Below are 12,693 nucleotides of genomic sequence, written 5' to 3'. Positions count from 1 at the left end.
GTTTGATGAATACTTTTATCTATTTGAAAATACGTAATTTATTTGTTGTTGCTTTACATAAAAGTGTGACCGGTAAGGCACTTTTTGCCTGTATATTCATAATAAAAGATAGCCTTCATGGCGTAATAGCCACTCTTTTCGCTGCACGCCACCGGCGTATCCGGTCAGAGTGCCGTTACGCCCAATGACGTGATGGCAGGGAACAACAATACTGATGGGGTTAGCGCCATTCGCAGCACCGACTGCGCGTGCGGCGCCCGGTCGTCCCAATTGCGCCGCCAGCTGACCATAGTGCATCACCTGCCCGCAGGGGATAGCGCGCAACGCCTGCCATACTTCCCGTTGAAAAGGTGTGCCCCCCGTGGCGGTTTCCAGGGTATCAATTACGGCGAGATTGCCTGCAAAATAATCTGTAAGCTTATCGCTGAGTCCACCGGGATTAGTTGCAGAAACGCGTTCATAGCCTTCGTGACGGTAGTGGATATTTAGCAGTTGTTCCATACGATCGCGGTACTGTTCCCACTCAATGGCCCGCAGTCGAAACTGCTCATCGCAAACCACCCATAACGGACCTAATGGCGTGGCTATCTTCTCTTCAAGTAATCTCAGCATCCGTTCTCTCACATCGTCTTAATCTAACGTAAGAGACAAGATATCATGCCAGGAATACCCGCAACCATACTCCTTAAAAGATAGTCAGGGATAACACATTTAGCGCCAGTAATATCGTAGGCGGAGAAAAAGAGAGCCTGGCGAGGCGGTTAATTGCCTGACATTGTCGCTGTTATTGGAAATAACTGTAAACCGTTGTCGGTATAACAGGGCACGGTTATGATAACGGCAGTCGCAAAAACGCTGGAGGATGAACCATGAACCTTGACGATAAAGCGCTGTTTCTTGACGCCATGGAGGATGTCCAGCCGCTGAAACGCCATACTGATGTACACTGGCAGCCAACGCGTAATCTTAAAACGCCCCAGCGTATCGACACGCTTCAGCTTGATAATTTCCTGACGACGGGCTTTCTGGATATTCTGCCGCTGAATGAACCGCTGGAATTTCGTCGGGAAGGATTGCAGCAGGGTGTCATCGACAAGTTACGCAGTGGGAAATACCCTCAGCAGGCCAGCCTCAATTTGTTACGCCAGCCGGTCGAAACGTGCCGAAAAATGCTATTTCGTTTTATCCTGGAGGCGCAGAAAGAGGGGTTGCGTAATGTCCTGATCATTCATGGTAAAGGGCGAGAGGCGAAGTCGCATGCCAATATCGTCCGAAGCTATGTGGCCCGCTGGTTGACAGAGTTTGAGGATGTACAGGCTTATTGTTCGGCGCTGCCGCATCATGGCGGCGGCGGGGCATGTTATGTCGCGTTACGTAAAACGGTGCAGGCTAAACAGGATAACTGGGAGCGCCATGCGAAGCGTAGTCGGTAAATCGTTGCCGCTGGCGGACAGGACCGCCAGCGCAAGCTCGCGCGAACCCGATTTTATGCCTGATATAACGCCTTATCCAAACGCTCAGGATTCTGCAAGAGAACGGGCGATAACGCTGTCCACAGTAATAACACGGAGAAACAGTCATTCGCTTATTTAAGCGTCTATTAAAATATACTGGCTTTCGACTTAACTATTAAGCAGAAAATGGTGATAAGTACATCACTTGTCAATATGGATGGATGAATATCCTGGCATAGCGAATATAGGTGATTTTATCTGTTGCACTAAGGGAAATGGCGATGGTCTGGTATTGAATATGGAGAATGTCAAAGAAACGAATGGCAATAGGTATCTGAAATGCTATAAAAATAAAACCTGTCTCCTATCCTGGTTGTAGGCCGTCAAAAATGTTGAGAAATATCAGCGTCAGAACATGCATTATTCTATTCATGGTATGTACGTTTCTTTTGGTGGATACTTTACAAATAACCTTTCTGCACGATCTCCCTATTTTAATTACGTGTAATATCATTTATCTGATCTCGACATTACTGCTTTGGTGGTATATGACCTGCTATCTGGTAGTGCCGATTAATACCGTGAAGAAAAGTATTGAAGAGGTCGCAGCAGGAAACTTGTCTATTCATATCTCCGAATTTGGCAATAATTGCGCCGGGCGACTCATCCCCGGAATTAATAGCCTGTCGGAGAATATTTCCGCGCTGGTACGCGAAATCAGATCCTCTTCGCAAACGGCAATGACCCTTTCCGAACAACTGGCGGCGCGCAGTATGTCGCTATCCGTAAAGACGGAACAGCAGTCGGCCTCGTTAATTCAAACTGCCGCCAGTATGGATGAAATGGCGGCGAGTACCAAAAACAATGCGGATAATACCCGAATGGCGAGCATACAGGCGGATTGTGCAACCCAATGCGCCCGTAAAGGCGGTGAATTAATGGTGCGGGTTACAGAAAATATGCGTTCTATTACCGACTGTGCCTCGCAGATGACGGAGATTATTTCATTGATTGACGGTATCGCATTCCAGACTAATATTCTGGCGCTTAACGCGGCGGTAGAGGCTGCGCGGGCGGGCGATCATGGAAAAGGTTTCTCCGTGGTGGCCGGGGAAGTGCGTAACCTGGCGCATCGTAGCGCCGAGGCGGCAAAAAGTATCAAGGCGCTGATCGACGTTACGCATGAGAATGTGCGGCAGGGGGCCGCCATAGTGCAGGAGGCTGAAAAAAATATGCAGGAGATTGTTGGCGGCTCCGGGCAATTAAACGTGCTGATGAGTGAAATTTCCACCACCACGCGGGAGCAGGAAAAAGGCATTAACCAGATAACACTGGCGTTGAGCGATCTGGAAAGCGCAACCCATAGCAATGTTTTAATGGTTGAAGCGTTATCTGCTTCTTCGGATGTTTTAAAGGCGCAGGTGATCGAGTTACAGACTAAAACCGACAAATTTCGTTTAAGCCAGCCGGGTTACAGTGAACATGCGCTGTCGCGCTCTCATGTATCACCTCTTTCGACCATCACCAGGCGCGGCCAGGCCTGATAATACATGTTTGGTAAGCGCCTGTTGCTAAGGCGCTTTTTTCGCACGTTCCCGTAATTCTTTTTGCGCAATGAGAAAATGAGAGATTGCTTAACCTTTCCCGAAAGCTAGACTAACGGCATCAGAGTTGTAACGTGGAGGCGCTGTGGAAGCCATTAAGGGATCGGATGTGAACGTTCCGGATGCCGTTTTCGCATGGCTACTGGATGGTCGTGGTGGAGTAAAACCGCTCGAAGATAATGATGTGATCGATAGTCAGCATCCCTGTTGGCTACATCTTAATTATACCCACCCGGACAGCGCCCGCTGGTTGGCTTCAACGCCTTTACTCCCCAATAACGTGCGTGATGCGCTGGCTGGTGAAAGCTCGCGCCCGCGCGTAAGTCGTATGGGGGAAGGGACGCTCATTACGCTGCGCTGTATTAATGGCAGTACTGACGAACGCCCGGATCAATTAGTGGCAATGCGTTTATATATGGACGAGCGATTCATTGTGTCTACCCGTCAGCGAAAGGTTCTGGCGCTGGACGATGTGGTCAGTGATTTGCAGGAGGGCACCGGGCCCGTAGATTGCGGCAGCTGGTTAGTAGATGTGTGCGATGCGTTAACCGATCACGCCAGTGAATTTATTGAAGAGCTACACGATAAAATTATCGATCTGGAAGATAATCTTCTCGACCAGCAAATCCCACCACGCGGTTTCCTCGCATTGCTACGTAAACAGCTAATTGTTATGCGCCGCTATATGGCGCCGCAGCGCGACGTCTATGCCCGGCTTGCGAGTGAACGGCTGCCGTGGATGAGCGACGATCACCGGCGCAGAATGCAGGATATCGCCGACAGGCTGGGAAGGGGGTTGGATGAAATTGACGCTTGTATCGCGCGTACTGGCATCATGGCGGATGAAATTGCCCAGGTGATGCAGGAGTCTCTGGCGCGCAGAACTTATACCATGTCGCTTATGGCGATGGTTTTTCTGCCCAGCACCTTCTTAACAGGATTATTTGGCGTTAACCTGGGCGGTATTCCTGGCGGCGGATGGCGGTTCGGCTTTTCTCTGTTTTGTATTCTGTTAGTTGTCCTGATCGGTGGTGTTACTTTATGGTTGCATCGCAGTAAATGGTTGTAACAAAAGCGCTTTTCAGACCATTTCGTATGAAAAAACGCCGAGAAATTTGAGCGAAGTCAATAAAACATCTACCTATTCGGGGCAATATCTCTCTCGCAGGTGAATGCAACGTCAAGCGATGGGCGTTGCGCTCCATATTGTCTTACTTCCTTTTTTGAATTACTGCATAGCACAATTGATTCGTACGACGCCGGCTTAGATTAGTCGGCTTTTTTTTGCCTGTAGAATATCAGCGTCTACCCTTTAAGAGTCTGAATGACATTCTGGAGGGTAATATGAGCTGTCTTTTGACCTTATTATATCTACACTCGTCCTTGTCGGACCCGATTCCCACTGACCCTGTTCCCATTCCTGAGCCGCTTCCCCGTCCTCAGCCGATGCCCGACCCGCCGCCGGACGAAGAACCGATTAAAATGTCGCATCAAACGCCCGGATCTGCGAGGATACGCGCCTGCTGACTATGAGTCGTTACCGCGAGAGTAAATTGTGACCGCTTTTTCAACCCTGAATGTTTTGCCCGCCGCCCAGCTCAATAACCTTACTGAGCTGGGCTATCTTGAGATGACGCCTGTTCAGGCCGCAGCATTACCCGTCATTCTGGCGGGTAATGATGTGCGTGTGCAGGCCAGGACCGGTAGCGGCAAAACGGCGGCGTTTGGTCTTGGGCTCTTGCATCGAATTGACGTCACTCTGTTCCAGACACAGGCATTAGTGCTGTGCCCGACGCGGGAGCTGGCGGATCAGGTTGCCGGAGAGTTACGTCGCCTGGCCCGTTTTCTGCCAAATACCAAAATTCTGACCTTGTGTGGCGGGCAACCCTTTGGCGCACAGCGCGACTCGCTTCAGCACGCTCCGCATATCATTGTCGCGACGCCGGGGCGCCTGCTGGATCATTTACAAAAAGAAACCGTATCGCTGGATGCGCTGCATATTCTGGTAATGGATGAAGCAGACCGAATGCTGGACATGGGATTCAGTGACGCCATTGATGAGGTGATCCGCTTTGCGCCTGCGACGCGCCAGACGTTATTGTTTTCAGCAACCTGGCCTGAGGCCATCGCGGCGATTAGCGGTCGTGTACAGCAGCAGCCAATACGTATTGAAATCGATACGGTAGATGCGCTACTGGCTATCGAACAACAGTTCTTCGAAACGTCTGCGCATGAAAAAATTTCGCTGCTACAAACGTTGCTTAGCCAGCATCAGCCAGCGTCCTGCGTGGTATTTTGCAATACCAAAAAAGATTGTCAGGCCGTTTGTGATGCGCTTAATGCGGTAGGACAAAGCGCGTTGGCGCTCCACGGCGATCTGGAACAACGCGACCGCGACCAGACGTTGGTGCGTTTTGCAAACGGTAGCGCGCGCATTCTGGTTGCCACCGACGTTGCCGCGCGAGGATTAGACATTAAATCGCTCGAACTGGTGGTTAACTATGAACTGGCCTGGGACCCGGAGGTGCATGTCCATCGTATTGGCCGTACGGCGCGCGCGGGAAGCAGCGGCCTGGCGATCAGTTTCTGCGCGCCGGAAGAGGCGCAGCGGGCGAATATTCTTTCAGAAATGCTGCAACTCAAGCTGAACTGGCTGAATGCGCCCGCCCGGCAGCCGTCACTCCCTCTGGCCGCAGAGATGGCTACCCTATGCATTGACGGCGGCAAAAAAGCGAAAATGCGTCCGGGAGATATTTTGGGCGCGCTGACCGGCGATATTGGATTAGACGGGGCGGATATTGGCAAAATTAACGTGCATCCAATGCACGTTTACGTCGCCGTACGTCAAGCAGTAGCGCAAAAAGCCTGGAAGCAGTTGCAAAACGGGAAGATCAAAGGCAAGTCATGCCGGGTACGGCTATTAAAATGATCGATAGCATGGCGTCTCAGCGGAGTGCTGAGACGCCTGCAGATTATTTCACTTCGATAACATCAAGCCGCAACGCCTCTAAGGCGGTGTCATCTTCTTCCGGCTGCCAGCCAGCGGGCTGCAAGGGAATCTCTTCACGATCGAACGCTAAATCGCCGCCGTCGACGACCTCGGAACCGTGAGTGATTCCTTTGAAATCGAACAGGTTAGTGTCACAAAGGTGAGACGGCACGACATTCTGCATGGCGCTAAACATCGTCTCGATCCGTCCAGGATAGCGCTTATCCCAGTCGCGTAGCATGTCGGCAATCACCTGGCGTTGCAGGTTTGGTTGCGAACCGCACAGATTACAAGGAATGATAGGGAAGGCTTTGGCCTCAGCAAAACGGACAATATCTTTCTCGCGGCAGTAAGCCAGCGGGCGGATCACGATATGTTTGCCGTCATCGCTCATCAGTTTCGGCGGCATCCCTTTCATTTTTCCGCCATAGAACATATTCAGAAACAGGGTTTGCAGAATATCGTCGCGATGGTGGCCCAGGGCGATTTTGGTCGCGCCCAGTTCAGTCGCCGTACGATACAGGATACCCCGACGCAAACGCGAGCACAGCGAGCAGGTGGTTTTTCCTTCCGGAATCTTTTCTTTCACAATGCCGTAGGTGTTTTCTTCGACGATTTTATATTCTACGCCCAGCTGCTCAAGGTAGGCTGGCAGGATATGTTCCGGAAAACCTGGCTGCTTTTGATCGAGGTTGACGGCGACCAGTGAAAAATTGATCGGGGCGCTTTGCTGCAAATTACGTAAAATTTCCAGCATCGTATAGCTATCTTTGCCGCCAGAAAGGCAAACCATAATGCGATCGCCTTCTTCAATCATATTAAAATCGGCAATCGCTTCGCCAACGTTACGGCGCAGGCGCTTTTGCAACTTGTTGAGGTTGTATTGCTCTTTCTTTGTATTCTTTTGAATTTCTTGCATTATTTCAGTTCTCTGGTACTAAATGGGGCAAATTGGGGGCAAACTTTGCAATTACGATAACCGCGCATTCAACATCGCTACTTGTTCGTCGTTCATGTCATCAATCCACATACCGTAAATTTCATACACCATCTGCGCAGTTTCATGCCCCATTTGGCTGGCGATAAATGCCGGGTTCGCTCCTGCCGTCAACAGCCAGCAGGCAAAAGCATGTCGCGTATGGTACGGATTACGGCGACGAATGCCAGCACGTTTTTATGGCAAGATACGCAATGGTTCAAAAGCGTCTTTATTCTGTCATCCGTATTACTTAAGATATCATCACGACCCGAAAAATATTGGAACGAAGAGATGTATGACTAAAGAAGCTGTAATCTTTCTATTTATCGCCATCGTGGTAGAAGTTATCGCCACGATCTCATTAAAATTATCAGATAGTTTTACGCGTCTGGTACCGAGCCTCGTTACTATCATCGGATATTGTATTGCGTTCTGGTGTCTTACCATCCCAATGCGAACCATCCCTGCGGGTATCATTTATGCTATTTGGTCTGGGGTAGGGATTGTTCTTATTGGATTGATAGGATGGTTATTTCTCGGCCAAAAACTGGATATGCCGGCTATTATTGGCATGTTGCTTATCATCTGCGGCGTAATCGTAATCAATCTGTTTTCAAAAAGTGTCAGTCACTAGGCGATGATGATTGATTTGAGCCCGCACTCTCTTATGCGGGCTCGGGTATTTAGCGTACCACCAGTACGGAGCATTCCGCATGACGCACAACGGCTGCGGCGTTGGAACCCAACAGATAGGTAGTAATATCCGGGCGATGCGAGGCGATAATCACCATATCGGCCGGTAATTTTTTTGCCATTTCCAGAATCTTATCTTTAGGAGAGCCTTCTGCAACGTGAGCCTGCACGCGGTCCGCAGGAAGGTTGAATTTCTTGATAATCGCTTCCAGTTGAGATTTGGCTTCGGCTTTCAAATCGTCCATTGCGGGAAGCTCTGCTGAATAAGCCAGTCCCAGTGAGGCGTAATAGGGCAAAGACGGGATTACAGTCAAAAAGTGCACTTTAGCGTCGTCAATCTTTGCTTCAGCTTCAACATGCGAAATTACGCGTTGAGTTAATTCTGAATCTGAAATATCGATGGGTACAAGAATCGTTCTGTTCATAAAACCTCCTGTTTAAGTATCCACTGAAATTCTACTCCCTAAAGGCACTTTATGTACAATGACATACGTCACATTTTAGGTGCTGCTCCACGATACTCTGCGGGGACTGCCTACAGGGGAGGGCGACGTAATATTACGCGTATTCCACGTAAATAATCAGCGAGTTGACGTTAAAACGTTATTTCTGCCTTGTCAGGAAAGACCTAAAAAGAGATGTTACCGTTTAATTCAATAATTAATGAAATAATTCGCAGTGAAATAGATATAATTTATACGAATGCTTTTGGGGTATTATACGAAATAAAAATTATACAATATCATTCGGTTACGATATTCTACGCCTGTTATATGCCTTTATTGTCACATATTCATTTTGTCGCTGGGCCATTGCGTTAACCTTTGCTTTCCAGCGTATAAATTGACAAGCCCGAACGGATGTTCGGGCTTTTTTTGTTTCCAGGTTAATCCTTAGAATATTTTTTAATCTGCGCCGGGTTTTTCCGCTTTTCCTGCCAGCAAGGCAAGAAAGTCATAGCGTTTTTGCAAATCCAATGCGGCATCTCGCCATAATTGTTCAGCTACTTCAGGCTGTTGCGCATTCAGGCGACGGAAACGCTGTTCATTAAGCAACGTTTCCGCCAGGGCATCAGACGGTGGCCGAGAGTCCAGAGCCAGCGGCGGCTTGCCTTCATCCGCACGGCGGGGATCAAAGCGGTATAACGGCCAGAAACCGGTCGCCGTTAACTGGCGCATCTGGTCATGGCTTAGCGCCAGATCGTAACCATGTTCCTCACAGGGGCTATAGGCAATGATCAGCGACGGTCCTGGCCAGGCTTCGGCCTCCTGGATGGCTTTCACCGTCTGGTTTAACTGCGCGCCCAGCGAAATTTGCGCGACATAAACATGACCATACATCATCATGCTGACGCCAAGATCTTTACGGGCTTTACGCTTGCCATGTTCGCCAAACTTAGTGACGGCGCCAAGCGGCGTCGCCTTCGACGCCTGGCCGCCAGTATTGGAATAACACTGCGTATCCAGAACCAGAATATTGACATTCTCCGTCATGCTTAACACATGGTCTAAACCGCCAAAGCCGATGTCGTATGCCCAACCATCGCCGCCAATCAGCCAGATTGATTTTTCTACCAGCGCATCAGCATCCTTTAACAGTTCCTCTGCGCCCGCAACCGATTTCAGATGTTGGCGTAATGCGGCGACCTGTTCACGCCGAACGTCAGGCGTTGCTTCGGCATGCAGCGCATCGTTTAATTCCGCCGGAATGCGATCGGCGAATTGCGCCAGTAAACGCATGACGCGCGCCCGGTGCTGATCCACACTCAGACGGAAACCGAGGCCAAATTCCGCGTTATCTTCAAATAGCGAATTCGCCCACGCCGGGCCGCGTCCGTTGGCATCGGTGGTATAAGGCGTAGAGGGTAAGTTACCGCCGTAAATAGAGGAACACCCCGTGGCGTTAGCGATTAACATTCTGTCGCCATATAACTGAGTCAGCAGTTTAATATACGGCGTTTCACCGCAGCCGGAACAGGCGCCGGAATATTCAAACAGCGGCGTAATAAGCTGCGATGTGCGGATATCAATTCGTTCCAGTTTGCTGCGATCGATTTCCGGTAAGTCGAGGAAAAAGTCATAATTCACTTTCTCTTCTTCCACATGCTCCAGGCGCGACATCATGTTAATAGCCTTGATCTGTGGATTTTGCCGATCTTTAGCCGGGCAGACCTCTACGCATAAATTACAGCCAGTACAGTCTTCCGGCGCGACCTGCAGCACATATTTCTGGCCGCGCATATCGCGGGACTTCACGTCCAGCGAATGCAGACTGGCTGGCGCGTTCTCCATCGCCTGCGGGGAAACGACTTTTGCACGAATCGCCGAGTGAGGGCAGGCGGCGACGCAGTGATTACATTGTGTACACAGTTCCTCTTTCCAGACAGGAATCTCTTCGGCGATATTGCGTTTTTCCCAGCGGGTGGTGCCCATTGGCCATGTTCCGTCCGGCGGCAGGGCGGAAACAGGCAGTGCGTCGCCGAGGCCCGCCAGCATGGCGGCGGTAACGGTTTTCACGAAATCCGGCGCGGCGTCGGAGACGACCGGCGGGCGATGCGCGCTATGCGGATTAACCGCCTGCAACGGCACTTCCGCCAGCGATTCCTGCGCCAGAGCCAATGCCTGCCAGTTACGCTCAACCAGATCCTGTCCTTTGCTGCTATAGCTTTTGGCAATCGCGCCCTGCAGCTCAACCAGGGCGCTATCGCCCGGAAGAATATGCGTCAGGTGGAAGAAAGCCATTTGCATGACGGTATTGATGCGGGCGCCAAGTCCACATTCGCGGGCGATTTTCGCCGCGTTAACCACGTAAAAATGCGCCTTTTTCTGATTCAACACCGCCTGAACTTCTTGCGGCAGACGCGACCAGACCTCGTCGGCGCTGTACGGCGTATTAAGCAGAAAGATACCGCCGGGCTTCAGACGCTCCGCCATCTGATATTTATCGATAAACTGTAATTGATAGCAGTCGACAAAATCCGCCTGAGCAATTAAGTAAGCGGAACGAATGGGTTTTTCGCTGACGCGCAGGTGCGATACCGTGAGCCCGCCAGCTTTTTTAGAGTCATAAACGAAATAACCTTGCGCATACCACGGCGTAGAATTACCGATAATTTTAATATTATTTTTCGTGGCGGATACGCTGCCGTCGCTTCCCAGACCGTAAAATAACGCTTCAAGTTTAGCGCTGCCGGGCAGGGTATTTTCCGGTAATGGCAGCGAGAGGTTAGTAACGTCATCATAAATGCCCACCGTAAACCGTGGCTTGGGTTTCGCACGGCTGAGTTCATTAAAGACCGCCAGTACGCACGCCGGGCCGAACTCTTTGGATGATAGCCCATAACGGCCGCCAATGGTGCGCGGCAACGTTTCGCGCTCGCCATTATTAAAGGCCTCCGCCAGTGCGGTCATCACGTCCAGATAAAGCGGCTCGGCCTGGGCGCCAGGCTCTTTGGTGCGATCCAGCACGGCGATAGCGCGAACGGTTTCCGGTAATGCCTGTAACAAATGTTTGGCGGAGAAGGGGCGGAACAGACGGACTTTCAGAACGCCGACCTTTTCTCCGCGTATCAGTAGCTCGTCCACGACCTCTTCGCAGGTGCCGAGGGCGGAGCCCATCATTATGATGACGCGTTCAGCCTGGGGATGGCCATAATATTCAAATGGCTGGTACTGACGGCCCGTAGCGTCGCCAAATGCCTTCATCGCCTCTTCAACATGATCATAAACGGCGTTGTACCACGGGTTGGTCGCTTCGCGAGACTGGAAGTAGGTGTCCGGATTCGCTGAAGTTCCACGAATCACCGGATGTTCCGGATTCAGCGCGCGGGCGCGGTGAGCGTCGATCTCCGCCTGCGGCATCAGGTTCAGAATGGTTTCATTCGTTAGCGGTATAATTTTGTTGATTTCATGCGATGTACGGAAGCCATCAAAAAAATGAATAAACGGAACGCGGCTTTTCAGCGTAGCCCTGTGTGCGATCAGCGCAAAATCCTGCGCTTCCTGAACGCTGGCGGCGCATAACATCGCGCAGCCTGTCTGGCGGACCGCCATCACATCGGAATGGTCGCCAAAAATAGAAAGCGCGTGTGTGGCGACAGTGCGCGCGGCAACGTGCAGTACAAACGGCGTGAGCTGCCCCGCCAGTTTATACAGCGTTGGAATCATCAGCAGCAGCCCCTGCGATGATGTAAATGACGTAGAAAGCGAACCGGTTTGTAACGCACCGTGAACGGCGGCGATCGCGCCGCCTTCCGACTGCATCTCTACCACACGCGGCGTATCGCCCCAGACATTTTTAAGCCCATTGCCGGCCCAGGCATCCGCTTGTTCAGCCATTGTTGAACTGGGCGTAATCGGGTAAATGGCGATAACCTCGCTGGTACGGAACGCCACCGACGCTACTGCGCCATTACCGTCAATTGTTTGCATATGACACCCTTACATTGCGCAAAAAAGAGGGACACGCATAATCGTGAGCGCATCCTGTAGTTATCCTTTTATTTTAGCAAAGCCCTTCAAGCCCCATTTTCGCTTTTGTGTCCCTGGCGGGAGGAGAATGGCGATTTCTTGCCGAAAAGACGTAAAAAATTGCCAATAAATGTTAATGAAGCGCATAAATGCGCGCTTTGCCTCTCGACGCGTCAGTTTCTGCTGCCTATTATTTAGGGCGGTGTCGTTTGGATGAATAAACAGAGGGGAGAGAAATGCGCGCAGCGTTTTGGGTGGGATGTGCCGCGTTATTATTGTCGGCTTGCAGTAGCGAACCTGTTCAGCAGGCAACCGCGGCACATGTTTCGCCAGGGATGAAAGCGGCTATGTCCAGCGCCGGCGAAGCGAATTGCGCTATGATTGGCGGTTCGCTTTCAGCGGCCCGGCAGCTTGATGGTTCAGTAATTGGTATGTGCGCGCTACCCAACGGCAAACGTTGTAGCGAACAGTCGCTTGCCGCCGGAAGCTGCGGGAGTTATTAAGC

13 protein-coding genes and 1 pseudogene are annotated in these 12,693 nt (G+C 50.9%); 8 read left to right on the top strand and 6 right to left on the bottom strand.

What is annotated here, in order from left to right; translation table 11 throughout:
- Positions 1-96 precede the first annotated feature (96 nt).
- Positions 97-612: a methylated-DNA--[protein]-cysteine S-methyltransferase gene (ogt, locus tag ACQ29O_RS11410; protein ID WP_000945039.1), complete on the bottom strand. Its 516-nt coding sequence runs from the start codon at positions 610-612 to the stop codon at positions 97-99.
- Positions 613-869: 257 nt separating this feature from the next.
- Here ogt and smrA point away from each other — a divergent pair, with 257 nt between their 5' ends.
- The 5 genes from smrA to dbpA all read left to right on the top strand — a co-directional run bounded on the left by smrA (position 870) and on the right by dbpA (position 5,987).
- Positions 870-1,433 (top strand): DNA endonuclease SmrA, encoded by a 564-nt coding sequence (smrA, locus tag ACQ29O_RS11405; protein ID WP_001046799.1) that lies wholly within the window; start codon positions 870-872, stop codon positions 1,431-1,433.
- Between the two features lie 410 nt (positions 1,434-1,843).
- Positions 1,844-2,998 carry a methyl-accepting chemotaxis protein gene (locus tag ACQ29O_RS11400; RefSeq protein WP_000945632.1) on the top strand — a complete coding sequence of 385 codons (1,155 nt, stop codon included), beginning with the start codon at positions 1,844-1,846 and terminating at the stop codon, positions 2,996-2,998.
- 145 nt (positions 2,999-3,143) lie between these two features.
- Positions 3,144-4,127, top strand: coding sequence for a zinc transporter ZntB (gene zntB, locus ACQ29O_RS11395; protein ID WP_000387374.1), 984 nt, complete (start codon positions 3,144-3,146; stop codon positions 4,125-4,127).
- Positions 4,128-4,402: 275 nt separating this feature from the next.
- Positions 4,403-4,585, top strand: coding sequence for a hypothetical protein (locus tag ACQ29O_RS11390; RefSeq protein ID WP_001670836.1), 183 nt, complete (start codon positions 4,403-4,405; stop codon positions 4,583-4,585).
- Positions 4,586-4,613: 28 nt separating this feature from the next.
- Positions 4,614-5,987 carry an ATP-dependent RNA helicase DbpA gene (gene dbpA / locus ACQ29O_RS11385; protein ID WP_020936990.1) on the top strand — a complete coding sequence of 458 codons (1,374 nt, stop codon included), beginning with the start codon at positions 4,614-4,616 and terminating at the stop codon, positions 5,985-5,987.
- 43 nt (positions 5,988-6,030) lie between these two features.
- On the opposite strand, the gene ttcA is transcribed toward dbpA, so the two are convergent.
- Both ttcA and ACQ29O_RS11375 read right to left on the bottom strand, forming a co-directional pair.
- Positions 6,031-6,966: a tRNA 2-thiocytidine(32) synthetase TtcA gene (gene ttcA / locus ACQ29O_RS11380; protein ID WP_001156217.1), complete on the bottom strand. Its 936-nt coding sequence runs from the start codon at positions 6,964-6,966 to the stop codon at positions 6,031-6,033.
- Between the two features lie 51 nt (positions 6,967-7,017).
- A pseudogene (locus ACQ29O_RS11375) lies at positions 7,018-7,221 on the bottom strand (tyrosine-type recombinase/integrase); the annotation flags it as partial.
- Here ACQ29O_RS11375 and ACQ29O_RS11370 point away from each other — a divergent pair.
- On the top strand, positions 7,177-7,329 hold the full coding sequence (locus ACQ29O_RS11370) for a hypothetical protein (protein WP_000089155.1): 153 nt from the start codon (positions 7,177-7,179) through the stop codon (positions 7,327-7,329). The pseudogene ACQ29O_RS11375 and the gene ACQ29O_RS11370 sit on opposite strands and share 45 nt — an antisense overlap.
- Positions 7,322-7,660: an SMR family transporter gene (locus ACQ29O_RS11365; RefSeq protein ID WP_000159240.1), complete on the top strand. Its 339-nt coding sequence runs from the start codon at positions 7,322-7,324 to the stop codon at positions 7,658-7,660. The genes ACQ29O_RS11370 and ACQ29O_RS11365 overlap by 8 nt, the downstream gene beginning before the upstream one ends.
- A 49-nt stretch (positions 7,661-7,709) precedes the next feature.
- Here the strand turns inward: ACQ29O_RS11365 and uspF are convergent, their stop codons facing one another.
- The 3 genes from uspF to ACQ29O_RS11350 form a co-directional block, all read right to left on the bottom strand.
- On the bottom strand, positions 7,710-8,144 hold the full coding sequence (uspF, locus tag ACQ29O_RS11360; RefSeq protein WP_001082296.1) for a universal stress protein UspF: 435 nt from the start codon (positions 8,142-8,144) through the stop codon (positions 7,710-7,712).
- 480 nt (positions 8,145-8,624) lie between these two features.
- Entirely contained in the window at positions 8,625-12,149 is a 3,525-nt protein-coding gene (gene nifJ, locus ACQ29O_RS11355) for a pyruvate:ferredoxin (flavodoxin) oxidoreductase (protein ID WP_001193263.1), read from the bottom strand.
- Between the two features lie 60 nt (positions 12,150-12,209).
- Positions 12,210-12,509 carry a hypothetical protein gene (locus tag ACQ29O_RS11350; RefSeq protein WP_001137722.1) on the bottom strand — a complete coding sequence of 100 codons (300 nt, stop codon included), beginning with the start codon at positions 12,507-12,509 and terminating at the stop codon, positions 12,210-12,212.
- Between ACQ29O_RS11350 and ACQ29O_RS11345 the strand changes: the two genes are divergently transcribed.
- A complete protein-coding gene (locus ACQ29O_RS11345; protein WP_001200680.1) occupies positions 12,425-12,691 on the top strand; it encodes a putative hemolysin in 267 nt (88 codons plus the stop codon). The genes ACQ29O_RS11350 and ACQ29O_RS11345 overlap by 85 nt on opposite strands.
- Positions 12,692-12,693 lie beyond the last annotated feature (2 nt).

Origin of the sequence: Salmonella sp. GDC200615 (genome assembly GCF_050574145.1) — a bacterium.
GTDB lineage: Bacteria > Pseudomonadota > Gammaproteobacteria > Enterobacterales > Enterobacteriaceae > Salmonella > Salmonella enterica.
Note: the sequence above shows the minus strand (reverse complement) of the source record. Positions and strands in the feature narration are given on the sequence as shown.